We start from the raw sequence: 22,027 nt of genomic DNA on the forward strand, positions 1-22,027 counted from the left end.
TACACTTGGTCAAATGAAATCAAGCAGCGAAGCACAGGCTCCCGCACCCAATGCGCGACGGGACACCATCCTCGACGCGGCGATCCGGGAGTTCGGACAGCGCGGTTACCGCAAGACCTCGATCGAGGATCTCGCCGCCGCGGCGCAGATCTCCAAGCAGGGTCTCTACCTGCACTTCGCGGGAAAGAACGAGGTGTTCGTCGCCGCGATGCAGAAGTACCTCACGGACGGTCTGACGCTCGTCGACGAAGCGCTTGGCCGCACAGACCAGCCGCTCTCCAAGCGACTCGCCGCCGCCATGGACGCCTGGTTCGGTCGCCATCTCGTCACCTTCACGCCGAGCGCTTTCGACGTGATCGAGGCCGGCGACCAACTCTCCTCGAAGGAGGTCGAGAAAGTGAAGCTCGCCTTCCAGCAGCGCATCGCCAAGGCGCTGGCATCGGCGCCGGAGTTCTTGGATGTCCCGTCGAACCGATCGCCGCAGGACGTCGCGCAAGTGCTGTTCCTGTGCGGCCTCACCTGGAAGGACGGCAAGCCGACACCTCAGGAGTTCTCGAAACGCGTCCGGCTGTGCGTGCGCGTCTGCTGCCATCTGGAGGAATGATCCATGAGCAAGGTCCTCGTCACCGGCGGATCCGGTTTTCTCGGCGGTCACTGCATCGTCCAACTGCTGCAGGCCGGCCATGAGGTCCGCACCACCGTGCGCTCGGCGAGCCGCTCGTCCGTCGTGCGGGACATGGTCCGCCAGGGCGGCGCCGATCCGGACGCCCGTCTCGACATCGTGATCGCAGACCTCGGTGCGGATGCCGGATGGGCCGAAGCCGTCGCCGGCTGCGACTACGTGCTGCACACGGCGTCGCCGTTTCCTCCGGGCGCGCCCCAGCACGAGGACGAGCTGATCGTCCCCGCGCGCGAGGGCACGCTCCGGGTGCTGCGCGCCGCGCGGACGGCGGGTGTGGCGCGGGTGGTGCTGACGTCCTCCTTCGCCGCGATCGGGTACGGGCACGCCCGTCTGGAACAGCCGCTTGATGAGTCCCACTGAAGCCGCCTGGAAGCCGATACCACCGCGTATGTGAAGTCGAAGACGCTGGCCGAGCGCGCCGCCTGGGACTTCGTCGCCGCATCGGGTCGAGGACTGGAGCTCGTCGTGATCAATCCAGTCGGCATCTTCGGCCCGGTGCTCGGTGCCGACTACTCGTCATCGATCGGCTTGATCAAGCGCATGCTGGACGGCCAGATCAGCGCCTGTCCGCAACTGCACTTCGGCGTGGTGGACGTGCGGGACGTCGCCGAACTGCATCTTCGCGCGATGACGCATCCCCAGGCCGCGGGCCAACGTTTCCTCGCTTCCGCCGGCGACTGCGTATCGATGCTCGATGTCGCGCGCATGCTGCGCGCCGGTCTGGGCGAGGCGGCGCGCCTCGCGCCCACGCGGCAGCTGCCGAACTGGCTGGTCCGCCTCACCGCCCGCTTCAAGCCCGGGCTGCGCCAGCTGCTGCCCGAGCTCGGCAAGGTGATGCACCTCTCCAACCTCAAGGCGCGACGCGTGCTCGACTGGCAACCCCGCGGCGACGCCGAAGCGATCGTCGCAACAGGAGAGAGCCTGGCCCGCCGGGGTCTGCTGGGCACCCGCTGAACGCTCGCTGATCGCCCGGATGGGCGCGCCGGCCCCGGGCGCTACGTCCGCCCTTCACGCTGCTGACTTCCTCCGCGAAAAAAATCACGCGCTTCACGACCTCCCAGGTGAAGCTTCATGAGCACGACATCCCGCCGGTCCTTCCTGACCGCCGCGGTCGCCGGCATGGCCAGCAGCCATGCGTTCGCGCAGACCCTCCGACAGGCACTCGCCACACCCGCCAACAACGCCACCGGCACCCTCGCCGACATCGAGCACGTGGTCATCCTGATGCAGGAGAACCGCTCCTTCGACCACTACTTCGGCACGCTCGCCGGCGTGCGCGGCTACAGCGATCCGCGCCCCATCGCCCTGCCCTCCGGCCAGCCCGTCTGGATGCAGCCCGGCACCGCCGTAGGCTCCCAAGTGCTCCCGTACCACTTCGACATCCGCAACACCAACGCGCTGCGCGTCGGCCTGGACCACAGCTGGAAAGGCACCGAGACCACCTGGAAGGACTGGAACGTCTGGGTGCCCAAGAAGTCGTCCCGCACCATGGGCTACTTCGACCGCAGCGACCTGCCCTTCTATTACGCCCTCGCCGACGCGTTCACCGTCTGCGACGCCTACCACTGCTCGATCTTCGGACCGACCGACCCCAACCGCTTCTACGCCCTCACCGGCCACAGCAACGCGGTGGTGACCGGGATCTCCGACTCCAAGCTCTACAACGTCACCAACGGCACCTACAACGGCGACATCGCCAACGACAACCCCGCCGCCAAGGGCAACGAGTGGGTGACCTACGCCGAGACCCTGGAGAACGCCGGCGTGAGCTGGAAGGTCTACCAGGAGTGGGACAACTACGGCGACAACTACCTCCAGTACTTCAAGAACTTCCGCACCGACGCCAACGGGCAGAAGCTGACCAGCGCCTCGCCGCTGTACCGCAAGGGCCGCGCGCTGGCCGCCGGCTCGACGCAGGCCAACGCAGCGGGCACGACCGGCCAGTGGCTGATCGACCAGTTCGCCGCCGACGTCCGCAGCGGCAACCTGCCGCGCGTGTCCTACATCTGCGCGCCGACCGAGTATTGCGAACACCCGGACGACACGCCCAACGCCGGTGAGAACTTCACCGCGCGCCTGCTGCAGGCGCTGGTGCAGACGCCCGAGGTCTGGTCGAAGACTGCGCTGATCCTGACCTACGACGAGAACGACGGCTTCTTCGACCACATGCCGTCGGTGATGGCGCCGCTGAACAGCGACCGCGGCCGCACGACGATGACCAACGCCACGCAAGGCGAGATCGCCAACAGCCAGCCGATCGGCCTCGGCCCGCGCGTGCCGACGATGGTCATCTCGCCGTGGAGCAAGGGCGGCCGCGTCTGCTCGCAGCTGTTCGACCACACCTCGCTGATCCGCTTCACCGAGGAATGGCTGGTCGCGCTCGGCCATCCGCGCAGCAGCGTGCAGTGCAACGGCATCTCGCCGTGGCGCCGCGCGGTCTGCGGCGACATGACCAGCGCCTTCGACTTCAAGTCCGGCGGGGCCGAGTTCCCGTCCTCGGTGCCGGCGAACGCCGTGTACTTCAAGGGCTGGGGCACCAAGGACGCGCTGCCGCCGGCCAACCAGAGCCTGCCGCGCCAGGAGAAGGCCACCAGCGGCGTCCCGCGCCGCGCTGCCCCGCTGCCGTACCGCTCGACCGTCGAGGGCATCGCCGCGACGAACGCGAAACAGTTCGCGCTGAGCTTCGCCAACGAAGGCAGCGTCACGGCCGCGTTCATCGTCTACTCGACGCTGCGCACCGACGGCCCATGGCACTACACCGTCGAACCGGGCAAGCGCATCGACCAGGAAGTCTGGAACTGGAGCAGCGCGCCGCTGCAGCTCGCCGTGCACGGCGACAACGGCTTCCTGCGCGAGTTCCGCATGAGCTTCGACGGCGTCGGCCGCCTGGCCGCGACCAGCCTGAAGGAGCAGCCCGCGAGCGCGAGCATCACGCTGACACTGCGCAACGCCAGCACGCAGACGATGCGCTTCCGCGTGGTCGACAACGCCTATGGCGACAAGACCGTCGTCACGGTGGACGTGCCGGCGGGCTCCAGTCGTGACCACGTCCGCGCCGTCACGTCGAGCTACGGCTGGTACGACCTGCTGGTCACCGTCGACGGCGACAACGCCTTCCAGCGCCGCCTGGCCGGACACGTCGAAGGCGCGGGGCTCGACTTCACCGACCCGGTGCTGAACGGCCTGGCGCAGGTCACGTGGAATGCACCGCCGGTGCTGCCGCCCAGCACGCCGACGGCCACGTTCAAGGCCGACGTCGACCGCGTGCGGATCGGCGGCAACGTCTCGCTGACCTGGACCGGCCTGCCGTCGAGCACGACGAACTGGATCGGCCTCTACCGCGTCGGCATGACGCCCGGCGGCCCGGGTTCGCTGAAGTGGAACTATGTGGCGAGCCCGTCGGGATCGCAGGTGTTCGCGCTCGCGGGTCAGCCGGAAGGCGACTACTTCCTCGGCCTGTTCCTCAACGACGGCTACGGCGAAGCCGCGGCGCGCCTGCCGGTCCGCATCCGCAAGAACGGCGACGTGAACGCCGACGGCGCCGTCACCGCCGCCGACCGCGACACGCTGCGCAACGCCATCGGCAGCTGCGCCGGCGACGCGCGCTTCGAGCCGCTGGCCGACATGGACGGCGACAAGTGCATCACGCAAGCGGACTACCGCGTCTGGTACCAGCTCTTCAGCACCCTGTGAGACCCCTCATGACCCTCATGCTCCGCAACCCCCTGCTCGCCGCCGCTGCACTGGCGATCGCGTCATTGACCGCCCCGGATGCCCATGCCGCCACCGTTTCGCTCACCGCCGCCGGTCCGGCCAAGGTCGGCGAAGGCGTGGACCTGCTCATCAGCCTGGTGGATCCGTTCGGCGGCCTGCCCTCCGATGAAGAGCTGCTGTCCTTCGGCTTCCGCCTCAGCTACGACACGACCAAGCTCTCCTTCGGCAGCTTCACCGCCGCGGCCGGCTGGGATGACGACAGCCCGTGGCTGGGCGCCGGCACCTTCGGCGGATCGAGCTTCCCCGGCGTCGCCAACGGCGGCCAGACCTCGCTGCTGCTCGGCACGCTGCACTTCGACGCGCTGCAGGGCGGCCTCGCGCAGATCGGCCTGATCACCGATGCCGGCAACCTCAACCACGGCCTCAGCTACCTGTGGAGCGACGTGCAGCCGCTCAACGCGTCGCTGAACCTGGCGGTGTCGGCGGTGCCGGAACCGACGTCGGTGCTGCTCGCGGCGCTGGGCCTGGGCGCGCTCGGGTTCACGACGCGTCGTCGCAAGACCTCGCACTGACCACACGGACGGAAAAAAGGGAGCCCGTGCTCACGGGCTCCCTGGGGGCCGCCAACTTGGGCGGCGATCGGACGGCGATCGGACGGCGATCGGACGTCGGTCGGACGTCGGGCGGACGTCGGGCGGTCGACCATCAGCCGACCGCCAGGTCTTCAGACGATCACTGGACCACGGCGTCGCGCACCTTGCGCGGTGCCAGTTCGTGACGCTCGAACTGCATCGAGAACGACGCGCGTCCCGACGAGAGCGCACGCAAGTTGCCGATGTAGCCGAACATCTCGCTCAGCGGCACCTGGGCGTCGACGACGATCGCGGTGCCGCGCAGCGCCTGACCACGGACCAGCCCGCGCCGACGATTCAGGTCGCCGATGCAGTCGCCGAGCGACTCGGCCGGCGTGACGACTTCGACGGCCATCACCGGCTCCAGCAACTGTGCATCGGCCTTCGCGAAGGCCTCGCGCGTCGCAGTCGCCGCCGCGAGCTCGAACGCCATCGCTGACGAATCGCGCTCGTGGAAACCGCCGTCCAGCAGCGTGACCTGGAAGTCCACGCACGGGAAGCCCGCGATCACGCCGCTGAGTGCCGCGCGCCGGATGCCCGCCTCCACCGCGGGAATGAACTCGCGGGGGATCGCGCCGCCGACGACCCGGCTCTCGAAACGCAGGCCTTCGCCGCGCGCCAGCGGCTCGAAGCGCAGCACGACCTCGGCGAACTGCCCGGGGCCGCCGCTCTGCTTCTTGTGGACGTGATGCACGTCCACCGCCCGCCCGAGCGTCTCGCGATACGCCACCTGCGGCCGGCCGACCTGCACCTCCACGCCATGACGCGCGCGCAGCTTCTCGATCGAGACCTCCAGCTGCAGCTCGCCCATGCCGGAAAGGATCGTCTGCCCGGTCTCAGCGTCATACCGCATCCGCAGGCTCGGGTCCTCGCGCAGCATGGCCTGCAGCGCCTTCGACAGCTGCCCCACGTCGTCGCGCGTCTTCGGCTCGATCGCGACGTCGATCACCGGCTCGGGTACGCTGATCTCCTCGAGATGCAACGGGCTCGCCGGGTCGCACAGGGTGTGACCGGTCAGCGTCTCCTTCAGGCCGATCACGGCCGCGATGTCGCCGGCGCGCAGCTCGTCGCGCTCCACGCGGTCGTCCGCGTGGATCTCGTAGAGCCGACCGACCCGTTCCATGCGCCCCGTGTTGACGTCGAGCACGGCGTCGCCGCGTCGCAGCCGTCCGCGATAGACACGCACGAAGACCATCGTCCCGTGACCGTCGGCCGCCACCTTGAACGCGAGCGCGGCGAAGGGACCGTCCGGGTCGGACGGCGACTTCTCCGCGACGTCGATGTCGGCGCGACGGATGTCCTCCGGCGCCGGCAGGTAGTCGACGACTGCGTCCAGCAGCGGCTCCACGCCGCGGTTGCGGAACGCCGAGCCCGCGAGCGCCGGCACGAACGCGCCCGACAGCACGCCGCGTCGGATGCAGCGGCGCAACGTCGCTTCATCGATCGGCTGACCGTCGAGCCACGCGGCGAGCACGGCGTCGTCCTGCTCGACCACGGTCTCGATCAGGCGGGCGCGATGGGCGCGCGCCTGGTCGAGCATCGCGGCGGGCACGTCCGATTCGACGTACGGCGCCGACGCGTCGTCGCGTTCCCAGACGAGCGCCTTCATCGCGATCAGATCGACGACGCCGCGGAAGTCGCCCTCCGCGCCGATCGGCAGCTGCAGCGGCAGCACGGTCGCGCCGAGGCGTTCTTCCATCATGGCCACGACGCGCAGGAAGTCCGCACCGACGCGATCGAGCTTGTTGATGAAGGCGATGCGCGGCACGCGGTACTTGTCCGCGAGGCGCCAGTTGGTCTCAGTCTGCGGCTCCACGCCGGCGACGCCATCGAACACCACGACCGCGCCGTCGAGCACGCGCAGCGAGCGGTTGACCTCGATGTTGAAGTCGATGTGCCCGGGCGTGTCGATCAGGTTGAGCTGCGTGCCCTTCCACTGGACGGACACGGCGGCGCTGTTGATCGTGATGCCGCGGCGGCGTTCCTGCGGATCGAAGTCCATGCGGGTGGTGCCGTCGTTGACGTCGCCGATGCGATGGCTTTCACCCGTGTAGAACAGGATGCGTTCGGTGGTGGTGGTCTTGCCGGCGTCGACGTGGGCGATGACGCCGAGGTTGCGCAGGGGCTTGTGGGTCGTGTGGCGCGAGTTCATGGTGAATCCTTCTTTCGAAATCTGAGGGCAAGACGCTGCCCTCAGGCGGATTCACCTGATGCGGGCTAGCGTCGAGAGGGATGCGGCGGAATGCCGGATCGAGAGCCGGAGCGCGGGCGCGCGCGGACGCAAGTCCGGCGGACGGGAATCGTCGCGATCAGCTTGTCGTAGGTGCGGGTGCGCATGGTTGAAATCGAAAACGAGAGGTGAAAACGGAAAGCGGAAAACAGAAAACCCCGGAGGGCGCTGGGCCTGCCGGGGTTCTGTGGAAGACCGGAAGGCGCGCACGCCTTCCGAATGCGATCGGAGGGCGCGTCAGGTGGCGAAAGTCGCCTTGATCACTTGGGAGGTCTTCATGATGGCCGTGATTCTGAGCGAACCCGCGCGCTCGTGCAATGGGCTGTCGCGATGACCGTACTCGATTCGGGGTCAGGTGTTGCGATGGATAGACAGCGTGCGCTGGGGCCGCTCATTGCTGTCAATGTCGACTACTCATCTGCGTCTATTCACGATGACGAAACCCCAGAACCAGTCAGTGCCAGATCGGGCGTGCGAGCGTAGATTCATCTCTCCGCAATGACTCGCTGAAAGTGAGGTGATGAATGGAAATCGATGTGTTCCTGGCGTTGACCAGCGCCGGGGTGTCTGAAGCCAAAGCTCGATCCGCAGCGGAGTCGATCCGAAGGGAGGCTGACCAGATCCGCGACGCTCAGCAGGAGATGGCGACCAAGAGCGATCTGAAGGAGATGGCAAGCAAGAGCGATCTGAAGGACATGGCCACCAAGAACGATCTGGCGCAGTTGAAGTCGGAGCTCCAGGTCGACATGGCGAACCTGAAGAGCGATCTCTCGCAGCGCCTGGTCGAGATGCAACGTTCGTCCATGGCGATGATGTTCGGCGGCTTTGGGATGATGGCCGCCACGATGGCGCTTCTCAACTATCTGCGCTGACATGACTCCGCAAAGAAGAAGGAAGACCGCCTTCGGGCGGTCTTCTTCATGGCGCCGTCAGCATCAACGTTCCCGCTGCTGCGCCTCCAGGCGCTTCAGCACTTCGCCGATCGCCGCGCCTTCCCGGATCTGCGGATTCGAGTAGCCATCGGTCTTCCCCGCTTCCTTCTCTCGAACCTCGATCAACTTGCGCGCCTGCGCATGCGCTTCCTGGAAGGACCGGGTCTGCCTCAGCGCGTCGACATACATCGCCTGGCCGAAGAAGGTCAGCGGCGATTTCGAGCCGCAGCCATACGAGGTGTGCGTCGCGTCGGCCGCCGTCATCACCAGCGTGCCGTCGTCGGCCAGCGGTGCTATCCAGCTGCCTGAGAAACACGCCGAGACCGAGATCACCCGCCAGCGGATCCCCGCCTCGTCGAGCCACTGCTTGAGCAGCGCGGGCGTCATGGGCTCGCTCTCCAACGGATACGACTCCGTGGCGAGCAGACCGTCGCGACCGCCGTGCGAGGTCAGGTGCAGGAACAGCACGTCCTTCTCGCGGTCCATGACGGCGCCGATACGCGCGATCGTCCGGTGCAGGTTCGGCCGCGTCGCCCAGGGGATCGTGTCCTGCGACTTCGCATTCGTCACCAGCTGGACAGTCCGTCCACCCGTGCCGAAGCGCTCCGTCATCGTCTTCGCGACGACGGCACTCTCATGCATGAATACGTCCTGGGAGGCATACGGCGCGTAGGTGGCGGCGTAGACGTTCACCAGGCCCGGTTGGGACGGCGGCAACGCTCGGAGGGTTTCGGCGATCAGCGTCGACTGCTTGTCGAGGACCTCTTCGCTCAGCGACAGTCCTGAGTACTCCGTGCCCGCCTCGGCGGACCGCGCCGGCCACCAGAAGTACATCGGATCGAGCCAGCCGCTGATCGCGATCGGCAGCGGCGTGAGCAGGAGCGCGATCGCGCGCACCACGCCGGAGGTGGTGAGCCGCCACCACAGTCGCAGACTCGCCAGGCCTTCCCAGACCATCGGGAAGAGCCATGCGACCCAGCGGGCCCAGTCCGGCCAGCCCTCCGAGGGACCGAACACCGCCGGCGCGAGTCTGGCCAATGCGCCGTCGGCGATGTTCAGCAACAGCGTCACGGCGACGAGCAGCGTCACCAGCGTGCCCACGTTGGCTGGCCCCGGCTCGCGCCGCCCGGGCGAGGCGAGCAGCAGCCAGCAGATCCACACGGACACGACCGTGCCGCTCCAGCTCTTGTAGATCGCGCTCCACTCGAAGGTGGCGGCGCCGGCGATCGCCTCGCGCTGCAGGCCGAGCCCGACCGCCAGCGACAGCGCCACGAATGCGACCAGGGTCCACGGCCCGCCGCTCAGCCGCTCCCAGCGCGGCGCGCGGAAGGTCAGCACGCGCGCGGCCTCGGTGAGCCAGGCGAACCCTGGAGTCATGCTCCGTTGTGAATGACTGATATCCATCGAATAAATTTCATGAATTGAAGTCGAACGCCCATCATTCCCTGGCGACGTCGAAATTCATCTCCCCCGAGGAGCGACGACCTTCGAATCCGCCCGCCACGCGGGCACCGCCAAGGAGCTCATCATGACTGTCAAGAATGTCCTGTTCGTCCTGACCAACACCGCCGAGATCGGTCCGAACCATCGTCCGACGGGTTACTTCTTCGCCGAGGTGGCGCATCCGTTCGAGGTATTCGACCACGCCGGCGTGGCGGTGGACTTCGTGTCGCCACTCGGCGGCACGCCGCCGTCGGATGCGTACGACGAGTCCGATCCGGCACAGCGCGCTTTCCGTGAGAGCGCCGCCTTCCGCCGACTGTCGCGCAGCCGAAAGCTGTCCGAGGTCGACGTGCTGGACTACGACGCGATCTTCTTCCCAGGCGGCCTCGGCCCGATGGCCGATATCGCCACCGATCCCGACGTCAAGCGGGCCGTGATCCGCGCCTGGAACGGCGGCAAGATCGTCTCCGCCGTGTGTCACGGTCCGGTGGCCTTCTCCGGCGCTCAGCTCGACGACGGCACCCCCTTCCTGAAGGGGCGTCGCGTCACCGGGTTCTCGAATGCCGAGGAGGAAGGCTACGCCATCGCCGACGTGCCCTTCCTGCTGGAGAGCGCGTTGGTCGAGCAAGGCGCGATCTACGAGAAGGCCGACGTGTGGCAGCCCAAGGTGGTCGTGGACGGTCGCCTGATGACGGGCCAGAACCCGGCGTCGGGCGCACCACTCGCCAAGGAGATCGTGGCGGCCCTGAACAAGGACAGCGCATGAGCGCCGAGGCACCGATCGTGGTCGTGGCGCGCTGGCGGATGGCGCCGGAAGCCGTGCCCGAGGTGCTGGGGCTGATCGCCGCGCTGCGTGAGCAGTCGCTGGACGAGCCGGGCTGCCAGGGCTACGAGGCGTTCCACAGCGTGGGAACCGAGGCCGAACTGCTCCTGCTTGAGCGCTACTCGGACCAGGCTGCCATCGAGGCGCATCGCGCCTCGCCCCACTACCAGGCGCTGGTGGTGCAGCGCATCCTGCCGCTGCTGAGCGAACGGCAGGTGGAGCTGCTGCAAGCGAAGGCGTGAGCCTGCGCGGCGTCAGGTGTTGCCCCGCTCAGAACGCGGCGACGCTCAGCACCCAGGTGACGCCGAACTTGTCCGTGAGCATCCCGTAGAGCGGCGACCAGGCCGAGGGCGCGAGATCCTGCAGGATTGAAGCGCCCTCGGCCAACTGCTTCCAGAACGCCGAGATCTCGTCGGCCTGGCCGCTCTGGATCGAGACGAAGAAGGCACGGTCGCCGCGGTCCCAGCGCTGGTCGGTCGGCACGTCGTAGGCCATGACGCGGAAGCCGTTCGGTGCCACGACCTGGCCGAAGAGCACGAGCGCCGTGTCAGCCTCGGATCGGGCGGCGTGCGCTTCGCCGTAGGTCACGGCCATCAGGTCGCCGCCAAAGATGCCGTGATAGAAACTCAGCGCGTCGCGGGCTTGGGCGCGGAAATTGAGGTGGGGGGTGACGGTCAATGCCATGGTCGTTCCTGGACTCGTTGAACAAACCGGATCGCGCTGCGTTGCCACGCATGACGCGACCGGTGAGGTCAATGTAGGAAGACGGACAGCAGCTGCGTGACAGCAGAGTCTGCTGACAGGATTCGGCAGCGCGTCACGATAGGCCGTCGCTGCGATGGCGCGATGCGGCAAGGAGAACGATCAGGCGGTCAGGTCGATCGTCTCGCCCCGACCCCCGCGATCAGCGACCCCACCGCCACCATCGCCGCGCCGCCCCAGAACACCGGCGGCAACGGGGCGCTCAGCAGCACCGACGCGAACAGCGCCGACATCAACGGCGTCCCGTTCGCCGCCAGGCCGAGCACATGGATGTTCCCGCGCAGCACGCCGATGTTCCAAAGCATGTAGGCCAGCGTCACCGCCGCGCTCGCCAGCGCGACCTGGATGACGATGTGCGTCGACCAGTTCATCGGCGCGCGCTCCACGTTGAACGCGTGCACGACCCAGAAGCCGACAGCGCTCAGCGCCATGAAGAACCAGAGCGCGTTCTTGCCCTCGGCCATGTGCTTGGTGCAGGTGCTGTAGAGAGCCCACACGATGGCGCCGATGAAGGCCAGGCCGTAGCTGAGCGGATTCGACGCCGCGTTATGGAAGAACTGGCTGAGCGACAGCCCCTCCGGCGGCGAGGACGCCGCGATCACCCCGGCGAACGCCAGCGCCAGTCCGCCCAGCATCAGCACGTTCAGCCGCCTGCGGCCGGCGATCGCGGAGCACAGCACCGTGAGGCTGGGCCAGAGGTAGTTGACCATGCCGACCTCGATGGCCTCATGGCGGGACCGCGCGAAGCCGAGCGCCAGCACGAAGCAGAGCTCGTACCCGACGAACAGCGCGGCGCCCAGCCAGAGATAGCGGCGCGGCAGCGCGCGCAGCGAGGTGCGCGTCGGCAGGAGCAGCAGCGCGGACACGGTGAACAGCACCGCCGGCGCGCCGGTCCGGCCGAGGAACTCGATCGTGCTGCGCGTGACGCCCACGGACGTGCTCCAGAACAGGATGGCCAACAGGCCCAGCAGCGTGGCGCCGCTCGACACGGACTTCGACAGCTCAGACGTCGACATGCATGCTTTCGTTGGCCCGCCGGGCGAATCGCCCCGGCGGCATGCCCACATGCCGCGCGAACGCGACGCCGAAGGGTCCCACGGCGCTGTAGCCCACGCGCTCGGCGATCTCCGCGATCGACAGCTCGCGCTGCCGCAGCCATTGCTTGGCCAGCGCCATGCGCCAGCCGAGCAGATATGCCATCGGCGCGACGCCGACCGCACGGCTGAAACGATCGAAGAACGCGGAGCGCGACATCGACGCCTCCTTCGCCAGTTCCACGACCGTCCACGGCGACGCGGGCGCCTCGTGCATGCGACGCAGCGCCAGCGCCAGCCTGGGATCGGCCAGGCCGCGCACCAGACCCGGCGTCGCCGCCGTGCTGGCCGTCGCACGGAAGGCTTCGATCAGCAGCACCTCCAGCAGACGCGACATGACGATCTCCCGCGCCGGCCGATCGGCGCGCGACTCGTCGCCGACGAGCTGGACCAGCGTCGACAGACGGCGCTCGCCGCGGACATGCACCCACCGCGGCAACAGCGACACCAGCAGCTCGGCATCCGGCGAACCGAGCACGCAGTGGCCGACCAGCATCCGCATGTCGACCTTTCCGTCCGGATCGCCGATGCGCGCACCGCCGGGCATCGGCACGATCGGGGTGGTGACGGGTTCGTCCTCGCGCGGCGGCTGGCGGTCCAGGCTGGAGGTCGCGAAGTTGCGCGCGGCCGGGAGCAGCACGAAGTCGCCCTCGTGCACCGTGATCGTCTCGCTGGGACCGGGGCCGTCGATCGTCAGATGACAGGACCCCTCGAGCGCGACGAAGTAGAAGGGCCGGCCCGTCTCGCTGCGGCGCACCGCCCACGGCGCCGAGGCGACGACGAGTTTCGAGAACGGCGCCTGAGGACGCAACAGCGACACGACTTCGGCCAGGGGGTCGATCATCTGGACGATCTCGACAAATGTATGGACTTCGCAGTGTAGCCAGTCCTTAGGTCGATCCCTATCGTGCGGAAATCCCCAACCCAGGAGTTCCTGATGTCCCGTGCTTCCACCGTCCTGATCACCGGTTGCTCGTCCGGCTTCGGCCTTGAAACGGCGCGCCATTTCCTCGACAAGGGCTGGCGCGTCGTCGCCACGATGCGCCAGCCGCGCGAGGACCTGCTGCCGAGGTCCGAGGCGCTGCGCGTCCTGCCGCTCGATGTCACCGATGCCGGGAGCATCGGTCAATGTCTCAGGGACGCCGGCCCCATCGATGCGCTGGTGAACAACGCCGGCGTCGGCCTGCTGGCGCCGCTGGAGGCCGTCGACATGGTCAACGCGCGCGCGCTCTACGAGACCAACGTGCTGGGCACCATCGCGATGACGCAGGCGGTACTGCCGCAGATGCGCGAGCGTCGCTCGGGCGTGGTGGTGAACGTCACGTCGAGCGTCACGCTGAAGTCGCTCCCGCTGCTGTCGGTCTACACGGGCAGCAAGGCGGCGGTGAATGCGTTCACCGAGTCGCTCGCGCTGGAGCTGGCGCCCTTCAACGTCCGCGCGCGGTTGGTATTGCCCGGACGCTCGCCGAGCACGAGCTTCGGCGACAACGCGCGCAAGCTGATGAGCCCCGACGTGCCGGAGGCCTACGTGGCGTTCCGCGATCAGGTGTTCGCGGCGGTGCGCGACCTGTCGACGCCGGTGACCGTCGCGCAGGACGTGGCCGAGGCCGTCTGGCGCGCCGTCACGGATCCGCAGGCGCCGATGCGGATTCCGGCGGGGGCGGATGCGGTGGCGCTGTCGGCGGCGTTGGCAGACGCTTGAAGCTGAAGCTGCCCCTGAGGCAGGGCCTCAGGCGCGCTCACTTCCCCGCCTGATACACCTTCACGTAGTCGACCTCGTACCCGATCGGGAAGATCTTGTCGTCGATCTCGCCGCCGAGGTCGCCGCCGATCGCGAGGTTGAGGATCAGGAACTGCGGCTTGTCGAACGGCCATTGCGCCGTTCCCTGGCCGAGGTTCGGATACGCCGCGTGAACCTGGCCATCGATGCCGAAGCGGATCTCCTTGGGCGTCCACAGCATCTGGTAGTTGTGGAACCCGCCGCAGGCCGTGGCGAGCTTCCGACCGTCGCCGACGCCGTGCCCGCCGTGGCCCGACGTCGTGTGCACCGTGCTGAACACCCAATCCGGCTTCTGCCCCATGTGCTCGAGGATGTCGAGCTCGCCCGACGCCGGCCAGTCGCCCTGGCTGCCGAGCGTCCAGATCGCCGGCCACGTGCCCTGGCCGCAGGGCAGCTTCGCACGGATCTCGAAGTAGCCATAGGTCCACTCGGCCTTGCCCTTCGTGATCAGCCGCGTGGAGGTGTACTTCTGGCCGCCCCAGTCGGGCTGCGACGACAGCGACTCCTTGCGCGCCGTGATCACCAGCCGGCCGTCCTTCAGCGCGGCATTCTCCGCGCGCGGGCCCGAGTAGTACTGCTTCTCCCGGTTGTGCCAGCCCTGCTTGTTCATGCCGGTGTCGTAGGCCCATTTGGCCTCGTCGGGCAGCGCGCCCTTGTCGAATTCGTCGGACCAGACCAGCGTGTATCCCGCCGGCAGTCCGATCGGGCCGGTCGCCGCGCCGCCCTTGCCCGTCGCCGTCTGCGCCCCCGCCTCCGCCTGTGCGAGCGCTGCGCCGCCGTCGATCGCCAGGGCCGCCAGCAGCGGCAGCGCCGCCCAGCGACGCGTCAGTCGTTGCTTCATGAGCCAGGTCTCCGTATCGATTGGAATTCAGCGCTTCGCGCGCCGTTGCAGCAGCTGCTCGGCATCCGAGAGCGCCGCCTTGATCGTCTTCTGTCCGCGCAGCACCTTGTCGAGCTCGGTCTGCACGACCTCCTCCGCGAACTTGGCCTGCTTGTGCACCGGCAGCGCCGTGATGCGCAGCGCGTCGTCGCGCCACAGCAACCGCGCGCGCTGTCCGCCGAGGAAATCCACCGGCTCGCTGAAGAACGGGTCGTCGTGGACGTCCCGCAGCGCGGGGAAGGCGTCATAGGACTTGAACGCCTGCAGTTGCCGCTGGGGGTTCAGCGACATCAGCTGGATGAAGTCCCATGCGAGCCGCTTGCGCGAGGCCGCCGACTTGCGCGCGATCGCGTAGAAGGTGCCGCCGTACGGCGCGTGCGAGCCGCCCGGCAGCGAGGAGACGCGCCACAGCCCCTTGGTCTCCGGCGCGATGAAGGCGTTGAGCTGGCCGACCAGCCAGGCGCCCGACAGCTCCGTCGCCAGCCGCCCCTGCTTGAACCCCGCGCCCCAGTCGTTCGACCACGCGGGCACCTTCGCGTCGAGGCCCTTCTGGCGGGCCCGCAGCGACACCTCGAACGCGCGCTCGAAGCGCGGCGAGTTCACCAGCACGCGCGACTCGGTGTCGAAGTAGATGCCCTCGCCCGGCTTCAGGCCGTCGGCGATCAGGATGTCCTTGATCTCCTGCACGTTCGCGATCAGGTAGGCGCCGGTGCGGGACTTGATGCGCTCGCCGGTCGCGACGTAGTTGTCCCAGCTGCGCGTCAGCTCCTCCGGCGCCACCTCGGCGCGCTCGATGATGTCCTTGCGGTACAGCATCGTGCCAGGACCGATGTCCGCCGGCACCGCGACCACCGCGCCGCTGCGCGCCACGGCCTGGTCATAGGCGTAAGGGACCAGCCGCGACCGGAAGGCCTCGATGCCGAACGGCGGCTGCCGAAGATCCTCCAGGCCGCCGCCCTGCGCGAAGCGGCCGACGAAGCTCGACTCCAGCGCCATCACGTCCGGCAGCCCCACCGCCGTCGACAGCGCGGTCGTCATCGCCGTGTGGTGGTCGGAGTACTGGCGCATCAGGATGCGCAGTTCCACGTCCGGATGCATCGCCTGCCACGACGGAATCGCCGCCTTGGCGATCTCGTCCATCAGCGGGAACGCCGCGATGGTCAGCACCTCGCGGGTCTGCGCCAGCGCCGGCACCACCAGCACGCCGGACCACGCCGGTGTGGTCATCGCCGCGAGCATGCCGCGCCGGGTCAGCCCCTGGCGGATGCGACCGCCCTCTCCGCTGTTCGCGCTCAAAAGTCCAGCTCCATCGTGATGACCGTGCCTTCGCTGATCGAGCCGCCGGTCGGCGGCCGCAGGTAGACGCCGAAGCGCGAGGCCTGTCCCGGCCAGCGCTGCGCGCTGAGCGCCGCGATCGCCGCGTCCACGCCGGCCTGGACGTGGCCGGTGTCGGGGTCGACATTGGGCACGATGCAGCGCTCGCAGGCGGCCGCGTGGGACATGCGTCGCCACCAGCCTTCGCCGTCCCGCCAGACCAGCTGCATCAGGTGTTCCTCGATGAACGGCACCAGCGCCTCCTGCATGCCGCGCAGCACGAGGTTGGGCCGCAGCCGCCTCACGTCGACGCGAGCGCGTCCCAGCGCGGCCAGTTGCTCGTTGAGCTCGATCACCGATCCGGTGGAGACCGCGTGCAGGGCGTTCGGCGCCGTCGACAGCGCCGCGCTCCGGTCGAGCTTCACGAGTCGCAGATCGTCACCGGTGACCTCGCGCAGGAACTGCGCCGCCACGGCGCCGGCATCGCGACCGCGATGGCTCACCATGCGGCGTTCGTCCGGGCTCCAGATCAGGGCATAGGTCGACGCCCCTTCCGCCTCGCGCGCGAGACGCACGGGCTGCTGGCCCTGCGCGCACAGCAGCAGGGCCTCGGCCATCAGCCGGGGTTGCACCAGCGCCAGCTTCGGATGCGAGCCGAGCCACGCCAGTTCGCCACGTCCGTCGACGACGATCCATTCGCGGTCGCCGAGGATCCGTCCGTCGGCGTCGAAGCGCAGATCGGACACGCGCACGCCGGCGCAGGACTTCACCGGATACACGTACAGCGCTTCGACGCAGGCGTAGGCCGTGGAGGACGTCGCGGAGGGCGTGGTGGCCGACGTCGCCGAGCGATCGCCGTGGACGGCGGCCATCGCGGCCAGGGCGGAGTGCCGGTCCACGTCGCCCTCAGCGCGGCAGCACGTAGGTCGCGATGCAGCGCGGGGGCAGCGACGCGACGCCGGCCTGGCCGTCGACGCGCAGCGAGAAGCGGTGCTCGCGTTCGCTGCGGTTCATCACGACGACGGCGATGCTGCCGTCCTCGTTGACCGCGGCCGTGCATTCGAGGTCCTGGCTGCTCGCCGAGCACAGCACGCGGAAGGCGCCCGGCTTGATGAAGCGGCTGAAGTGACCGAGATAGTCGTACGAGCTCTGCGACATCAGCCGGTTCTGCTCGCGGTCCGCGAGCATGGGCGCGCTGCACAGGTTGCCGACGTGGTTCGGACCGCCGGTCTCGTCGAGCAGCAGGTTCCAGTCGATCCAGCCGACGGTCCAGCGGTTCAGGTCGTTGAGGATGCTGCGCCCGTAGCGCTCGCCGGTGTTCCACGAGCCGATGTGCGGTCCGCCTTCCTGGCAGCCTTCGGTGAACAGCAGCTGCTTGTCGGGATACGCGTCATGCAGCAGGCCGACGTGGTCGAAATGGTCCTCGACGTACCAGTGGAAGCCGCAGCCCCAGACGTACTTCGAAGCCTCGGGGTCCGAGTACACGACGTCGGCGCGCTGCACCATCTGGTCGCGGTTGTGGTCCCAGATGACGACCTTGATCCGTTCCAGTCCGGCCGCGTGCAGCGCCGGGCCGAGGTGGTCGCGGACGAAGTCGCGTTCCTCCTCCGCCGTGTAGACGCACGAGTCCCAGCGCTGCACCGCGTCGGGCTCGTTCTGCACGGACACACCCCACACGGGCACGCCTTCGGCCTCATAGGCCTGGATGAACTTCACGTAGCACTGCGCCCAGGCCTTCGCGTACTGCGGCAGCAGCTTGCCGCCGTTGTTCATCTGCCCGTTGGTCTTCATCCACGCCGGAGGACTCCACGGCGACACCAGCAGCTTCATCGGGCCCGGCGCGACCTTCATCGCGGCGTGGATCATCGGCAGCAGCGCGCGGCGGTCGCGGTCGATGTTGAAGTGTTCAAGCGCCTCGTCGCCCGGCACGTCCGCATGCGCGTAGTTGCCCAGCGAGAAGTCGCAGCTGTTCATGTGAACGCGGTTGAACGTGTAGCCGTGGCCCGCGTTGACGTCGAAATAGGCCTGCAGCAGCGCGTTCGCCTCGGCGGGCGGCAGCTTCTGCCAGGTCGTCGCGGCGGCTTCGGTGAAGGCACCGCCGAAGCCCTCGATGCGCTGGAAGCGCCGGGCGCTGTTGACGACCAGCTTGGGCATGCCGGCGATCGCGGCATCGGCCATCAGCTGCGCCACCGGCTGCAGGGCGAGCTCGGGCTGCGCCTTCAGGCGCGTCGAGCTCGCCAGGTCCGCGCCTTTGGCGGACAGGGTCCATCGCAGGGACGCACGCGCGCCCGCTGAAGTTGTCTCCGTCATCGAACTACCTTTGTTGTCGTGTCCAGGCCAGCGCTTGAAAGCGCTTTCATGACGCGAGCATAGAGGCAGTCGGCGGGATGGTCAATTCAGGGATGGCCCGGAGGCGGGGCGCGATGCGGACGCTGCCGATCGCGATCACATGAGTTCGCTCAACGGTTCGTCGCCCGCCTCTGAGCGGCGCATCGTGTAGGTGCCTCATAGACAGACTTGACCGTCATGCATGCAAGGAGTCAAGACTGGGCCAAAATCACCGCGGAACCCATAAATCATCTGAGGGGTTGCTTAGCGGGCAACCGACACGCGCGTCAAGGCGCCACCGAGAGAGGAAAACATGACCGACGTAGGATCCCTGGCACCGCCCGAATCCGAAGGCAGGAGCCGCCGCTTGACGCTGGCGCTTTCGAGTCTGTACCTTGATCCGAATAACTATCGTTTCATCGATCACGATGACTACTCGGAAGTTCCGGAGGACCAACTCACAGACGACGAGGTTCAGCGGCGCTCCCTACGATTCATCCTTGGACAAAACGAAGCGAACGTCAGTGATCTGATAGCCAGTCTCGGCCAGAACGGGTGGCTCGACATCGAACCCATCCATGTCCGCAAGCTGTCAGATCGGAAATATCTTGTCGTAGAGGGAAATCGTCGCGTTGCCACGCTAAAGCACCTCCAGGCGCGCTGGACGGACTCCACTGGACAACTCGGGAAGCTTGACCCCGACTTCTTCGACAAGGTGCCGTGCATCCTCTACGAGGAACGAGATGATTTTCATCATCTCGTTGTCATGGGTTTGCATCACATCAGCGGAAAGGCTCGATGGCCGGCCGTCAATCAGGCAAGGCTGATGAGGCGCCTCCGCGACGAATTCAAGAAGCATCCTGACGAAATCTGTGCTTCTCTCGGCGTAAGCAAACGCGAGTTCAACCTCAGCCTTCGCACGTTGGCGCTTGCGGACGCCTATCGCGCAAGCGACTATGGAGACCAGTTCACGACGGAGATGTTCAATCTTTTTCGTGAGGTGTTGAAGGCACCATCACTGCGCGATTGGCTTGATTGGGATAACGATACCGAACGAGCACAACGAGCGGCGAATCTCGAGCGGCTGTTCTCCTGGCTTTCTCGCGAGCCAGATGACGAGCCCGAAGACGAAGAAGAGGATCTACCCCGAAACTCAGGAAGAGTCCTTGGAGAACGGGTGATCACATCCGGTCAGCAAATCCGGGAACTTGCGAAGATCATTGAGGATCCTTCGGCGGTGAAGCGTCTCGAGGAGACTCGCAGTCTGCTGGCCGCTTCGCTATCCAGTGACCTGCTTGTGAAGAACGAGATAGAAGGTGCAATCGAGCGCAGCCACCAGGACGCAGCTCGACTGTTCGAGCTGGCTCCCAAGATGTCGAGTAGCGAACTCGACCGCGTAGAGGATCTTGTTGCTCGCCTAGAAGCGGTAGCGGTGTCAAGAAAGCGCCAGCCAGAGACTGCGAGCACATCTGAACAGCCCTGGCGGGTTTACGACGAGGCGCCAAGGGCTCACTTCGATGTCGTAGCCATCGGCAGGTATCGTGCTTTGAACGACATTCGCTTCGAAGGCCTGGGGCGAGTGAATCTCATCGTGGGGATAAACAACGCCGGGAAAACCAGCGTGCTTGAGGCCGTTTATCTCCTCGCCAATCAGTCCGATCCCCGAGGACTGCTTGAACTTCTACGCCGCCGTACACGGCTTGACGCGACTGGAACCCCAGCGTTCGCCGTCACGCAACTTCCTCCTAACGCCACATTGGGCGGTCGCTTCGGATCGCTTGCGGACAATGAACTCGCTCTTCAAATCGCGGTCCTTGATCAACCCGAGGACAAGGATGAAGACTGGGCCAGTTATCTGCGCACGTTGACGATCGACACTTCATACGCAGGCCAACGCCAGCATTCCGCAACAGACTTCTTTGCAGGACGGTCTCGCCGCACCCGACTGACAGGCGACCCTCGTTGGCTGTGTAGCTCGGTGTTCCATTCTCCGTTCTCGCTTTCAGATCCGGACCTCCTCGCACGCTGCTATGAAGAGAGCATCCGATTGAAGCTAAAGGAACGAGTTGTTGATTTCATTCGGTCCCAAATTGATCCGGGTGTTCGTGATGTTGCGCTCGCAAACGAACATCGTCGCTTTCTCGTGACCCATGACGATTTTGGTGAGGCGGTCGATCTGTCCTCGTTCGGTGAAGGAATCCAGCGAGTCTTTTTAACCGGCCTTCTCTTTGCAGGCGCTCGTGGGGGCGTTGTCTTGATCGATGAATTTGAGAACGCACTGCATACGGGCGTCCTCATGGAGTTCACAAGGTTCGTACATCAGTTGGCGATTGAGTTCGCGTGCCAAGTCTTTTTGACAACGCACAGCAAAGAGACCGTCGATGCCTTCCTGATGAACGGTTATGGGATCGATGAAATCGTGTCTTACCTCCTCAAGCGCGAGGAGTCAGGCAAGAAGAGCGTCATTCGATTTAGCGGTCCCGACCTGAAGCGGGCTGTTGAGATCGGCGACGTTGACCTGCGGAGGCTGTGAATGAAAGCGGTCTTCGTATTCTGTGAGGGGAACCACGATGTCACCTTCATCACTCGGAGTCTCGGTCAAGTGGCCAATGCAACTTGGGTCGGTGGGCCAATTGGGGCGCTACCGTCGCCACTGGGTCCGGTTCGCGATCCGTTAAATCCGCTGAAGCCCAAGCTTGAAGGTCTAATCGCGAAACGATACTCGGGCCGAGCTGTGAACGAACTGCAGTTGCGCGCCGCTGCGCACGCCCCTCTTCCGGCGTTTGATGCCATCGTACGCAGCGGGGACACGTTGTACGTACTCATTCGATGTCAGGGCGACGGCGCTTCGCAGGCGGCCATGGACCTCATTGACGACGTAGGCGCTCTATTGAATCCGGCGTTCGGAACCGACATCCAGTCGATTGCCGCGGCATTCTTCTTTGATGCAGACGCTGCAGTCGCACAGCGCGAAGCCGCGTTCTCTCAGGAGTTCTTGCCACTGCTAAAGGGAAAGACTCCTCTGCAGCATGGAGGCTGGGTGAAAGGCAATCCTCATGTCGGCCTTTTCGTTTTTCATGATGCAAACAGCAGGTCTGGCACTCTTGAACAGCTCATTGCGCCCATGTTGGAGAAAGAATGGAACGCCCGCTGGCATGCTGCTGACGCGCTTCTCAAGCAGCACGCTCAATCCGCGGACCCGGTCAGCACAAAACAGTCGGAGCGTCTCAAGGCCCAAATCAGTATTACGGGTCAGTTTCTCTTCCCAGGCGACCCGATGAGCGTCGTGATCAGCAAGCCTCAGGGATCCCGTCAGGGCCTTCCCGATCTGCACTTCAACGGCGCGATCTCTCAATCGCTTGTGAATTTTCTCCAGGGCGTCCCCTGGTGATCTGTCGCAGATTGGCCCCCCC

Annotated in this window: 18 protein-coding genes and 1 pseudogene; 10 read left to right on the top strand and 9 right to left on the bottom strand. The window is 66.6% G+C overall.

What is annotated here, in order from left to right; translation table 11 throughout:
- The first annotated feature begins 13 nt into the window (after positions 1–13).
- The 4 genes and pseudogenes from PV762_RS25015 (at position 14) to PV762_RS25030 (ending at position 4,968) form a co-directional block, all read left to right on the top strand.
- Entirely contained in the window at positions 14–604 is a 591-nt protein-coding gene (locus tag PV762_RS25015) for a TetR/AcrR family transcriptional regulator (RefSeq protein WP_421037706.1), read from the top strand.
- Positions 605–607: 3 nt separating this feature from the next.
- Positions 608–1,636, top strand: a pseudogene (locus tag PV762_RS25020) (SDR family oxidoreductase).
- Positions 1,637–1,753: 117 nt separating this feature from the next.
- Positions 1,754–4,375, top strand: a complete 2,622-nt coding sequence (locus PV762_RS25025) for a phosphocholine-specific phospholipase C (RefSeq protein ID WP_421037707.1) — start codon at positions 1,754–1,756, stop codon at positions 4,373–4,375.
- Positions 4,376–4,383: 8 nt separating this feature from the next.
- A complete protein-coding gene (locus PV762_RS25030) occupies positions 4,384–4,968 on the top strand; it encodes a cohesin domain-containing protein (RefSeq protein WP_421037708.1) in 585 nt (194 codons plus the stop codon).
- A 160-nt stretch (positions 4,969–5,128) separates the two neighbouring features.
- Here the strand turns inward: PV762_RS25030 and fusA are convergent, their stop codons facing one another.
- Positions 5,129–7,180 (bottom strand): elongation factor G, encoded by a 2,052-nt coding sequence (fusA, locus tag PV762_RS25035; protein WP_421037709.1) that lies wholly within the window; start codon positions 7,178–7,180, stop codon positions 5,129–5,131.
- Between the two features lie 602 nt (positions 7,181–7,782).
- On the opposite strand from fusA, the gene PV762_RS25040 reads away from it, so the two are divergent.
- On the top strand, positions 7,783–8,130 hold the full coding sequence (locus PV762_RS25040) for a hypothetical protein (protein ID WP_421037710.1): 348 nt from the start codon (positions 7,783–7,785) through the stop codon (positions 8,128–8,130).
- Positions 8,131–8,193: 63 nt separating this feature from the next.
- On the opposite strand, the gene PV762_RS25045 is transcribed toward PV762_RS25040, so the two are convergent.
- Positions 8,194–9,567 (bottom strand): C13 family peptidase, encoded by a 1,374-nt coding sequence (locus PV762_RS25045; RefSeq protein WP_421037712.1) that lies wholly within the window; start codon positions 9,565–9,567, stop codon positions 8,194–8,196.
- Between the two features lie 151 nt (positions 9,568–9,718).
- Here PV762_RS25045 and PV762_RS25050 point away from each other — a divergent pair, with 151 nt between their 5' ends.
- Together PV762_RS25050 and PV762_RS25055 are read left to right on the top strand one after the other, a co-directional pair.
- Positions 9,719–10,399, top strand: a complete 681-nt coding sequence (locus tag PV762_RS25050; protein WP_421037713.1) for a type 1 glutamine amidotransferase domain-containing protein — start codon at positions 9,719–9,721, stop codon at positions 10,397–10,399.
- Positions 10,396–10,698: a putative quinol monooxygenase gene (locus PV762_RS25055; RefSeq protein ID WP_421037714.1), complete on the top strand. Its 303-nt coding sequence runs from the start codon at positions 10,396–10,398 to the stop codon at positions 10,696–10,698. Before PV762_RS25050 ends, PV762_RS25055 begins: the two co-directional genes overlap by 4 nt.
- A gap of 28 nt (positions 10,699–10,726) precedes the next feature.
- Here the strand turns inward: PV762_RS25055 and PV762_RS25060 are convergent, their stop codons facing one another.
- The 3 genes from PV762_RS25060 to PV762_RS25070 form a co-directional block, all read right to left on the bottom strand.
- On the bottom strand, positions 10,727–11,140 hold the full coding sequence (locus tag PV762_RS25060) for a VOC family protein (protein ID WP_421037715.1): 414 nt from the start codon (positions 11,138–11,140) through the stop codon (positions 10,727–10,729).
- Between the two features lie 188 nt (positions 11,141–11,328).
- Entirely contained in the window at positions 11,329–12,234 is a 906-nt protein-coding gene (gene yddG / locus PV762_RS25065) for an aromatic amino acid DMT transporter YddG (protein ID WP_421037716.1), read from the bottom strand.
- On the bottom strand, positions 12,221–13,156 hold the full coding sequence (locus PV762_RS25070; RefSeq protein ID WP_421037717.1) for an AraC family transcriptional regulator: 936 nt from the start codon (positions 13,154–13,156) through the stop codon (positions 12,221–12,223). Before PV762_RS25070 ends, yddG begins: the two co-directional genes overlap by 14 nt.
- Before the next feature lie 93 nt (positions 13,157–13,249).
- On the opposite strand from PV762_RS25070, the gene PV762_RS25075 reads away from it, so the two are divergent.
- Positions 13,250–14,014 carry an SDR family oxidoreductase gene (locus PV762_RS25075; RefSeq protein WP_421037718.1) on the top strand — a complete coding sequence of 255 codons (765 nt, stop codon included), beginning with the start codon at positions 13,250–13,252 and terminating at the stop codon, positions 14,012–14,014.
- 37 nt (positions 14,015–14,051) lie between these two features.
- Here PV762_RS25075 and PV762_RS25080 read toward each other — a convergent pair whose 3' ends face one another.
- Genes PV762_RS25080 through PV762_RS25095 form a run of 4 tightly spaced genes read right to left on the bottom strand, consistent with a single transcriptional unit; the run spans position 14,052 to position 18,596 of the window.
- Positions 14,052–14,933, bottom strand: a complete 882-nt coding sequence (locus tag PV762_RS25080) for a glycoside hydrolase family 16 protein (RefSeq protein WP_421037719.1) — start codon at positions 14,931–14,933, stop codon at positions 14,052–14,054.
- Positions 14,934–14,960: 27 nt separating this feature from the next.
- Positions 14,961–16,268, bottom strand: coding sequence for an extracellular solute-binding protein (locus tag PV762_RS25085; protein ID WP_421037720.1), 1,308 nt, complete (start codon positions 16,266–16,268; stop codon positions 14,961–14,963).
- On the bottom strand, positions 16,265–17,185 hold the full coding sequence (locus PV762_RS25090) for an MOSC domain-containing protein (RefSeq protein WP_421037721.1): 921 nt from the start codon (positions 17,183–17,185) through the stop codon (positions 16,265–16,267). Before PV762_RS25090 ends, PV762_RS25085 begins: the two co-directional genes overlap by 4 nt.
- A 7-nt stretch (positions 17,186–17,192) precedes the next feature.
- Positions 17,193–18,596, bottom strand: a complete 1,404-nt coding sequence (locus tag PV762_RS25095) for a glycoside hydrolase family 30 protein (RefSeq protein ID WP_421037722.1) — start codon at positions 18,594–18,596, stop codon at positions 17,193–17,195.
- Between the two features lie 385 nt (positions 18,597–18,981).
- On the opposite strand from PV762_RS25095, the gene PV762_RS25100 reads away from it, so the two are divergent.
- The gene (locus PV762_RS25100; RefSeq protein ID WP_421037723.1) at positions 18,982–21,147 is read left to right on the top strand and encodes an AAA family ATPase; all 2,166 of its coding nucleotides are present in this window, start codon (positions 18,982–18,984) and stop codon (positions 21,145–21,147) included.
- Entirely contained in the window at positions 21,148–22,005 is an 858-nt protein-coding gene (locus tag PV762_RS25105; protein ID WP_421037724.1) for a DUF3226 domain-containing protein, read from the top strand.
- Positions 22,006–22,027: the final 22 nt, after the last annotated feature.

The sequence above is a fragment of the Mitsuaria sp. CC2 genome, from assembly GCF_048957715.1.
GTDB lineage: Bacteria > Pseudomonadota > Gammaproteobacteria > Burkholderiales > Burkholderiaceae_C > Roseateles.

Excerpts from the sequence above, each read along its gene's own strand:
- PV762_RS25095 (WP_421037722.1), bottom strand. The coding sequence starts at position 18,596 with ATGACGGAGACAACTTCAGCGGGCGCGCGTGCGTCCCTGCGATGGACC.
- yddG (WP_421037716.1), bottom strand. The coding sequence starts at position 12,234 with ATGTCGACGTCTGAGCTGTCGAAGTCCGTGTCGAGCGGCGCCACGCTG.
- PV762_RS25040 (WP_421037710.1), top strand. The coding sequence starts at position 7,783 with ATGGAAATCGATGTGTTCCTGGCGTTGACCAGCGCCGGGGTGTCTGAA.
- fusA (WP_421037709.1), bottom strand. The coding sequence starts at position 7,180 with ATGAACTCGCGCCACACGACCCACAAGCCCCTGCGCAACCTCGGCGTC.
- PV762_RS25055 (WP_421037714.1), top strand. The coding sequence starts at position 10,396 with ATGAGCGCCGAGGCACCGATCGTGGTCGTGGCGCGCTGGCGGATGGCG.
- PV762_RS25030 (WP_421037708.1), top strand. The coding sequence starts at position 4,384 with ATGACCCTCATGCTCCGCAACCCCCTGCTCGCCGCCGCTGCACTGGCG.
- PV762_RS25025 (WP_421037707.1), top strand. The coding sequence starts at position 1,754 with ATGAGCACGACATCCCGCCGGTCCTTCCTGACCGCCGCGGTCGCCGGC.
- PV762_RS25045 (WP_421037712.1), bottom strand. The coding sequence starts at position 9,567 with ATGACTCCAGGGTTCGCCTGGCTCACCGAGGCCGCGCGCGTGCTGACC.
- PV762_RS25070 (WP_421037717.1), bottom strand. The coding sequence starts at position 13,156 with ATGATCGACCCCCTGGCCGAAGTCGTGTCGCTGTTGCGTCCTCAGGCG.
- PV762_RS25015 (WP_421037706.1), top strand. The coding sequence starts at position 14 with ATGAAATCAAGCAGCGAAGCACAGGCTCCCGCACCCAATGCGCGACGG.
- PV762_RS25060 (WP_421037715.1), bottom strand. The coding sequence starts at position 11,140 with ATGGCATTGACCGTCACCCCCCACCTCAATTTCCGCGCCCAAGCCCGC.
- PV762_RS25050 (WP_421037713.1), top strand. The coding sequence starts at position 9,719 with ATGACTGTCAAGAATGTCCTGTTCGTCCTGACCAACACCGCCGAGATC.
- PV762_RS25105 (WP_421037724.1), top strand. The coding sequence starts at position 21,148 with ATGAAAGCGGTCTTCGTATTCTGTGAGGGGAACCACGATGTCACCTTC.
- PV762_RS25080 (WP_421037719.1), bottom strand. The coding sequence starts at position 14,933 with ATGAAGCAACGACTGACGCGTCGCTGGGCGGCGCTGCCGCTGCTGGCG.
- PV762_RS25075 (WP_421037718.1), top strand. The coding sequence starts at position 13,250 with ATGTCCCGTGCTTCCACCGTCCTGATCACCGGTTGCTCGTCCGGCTTC.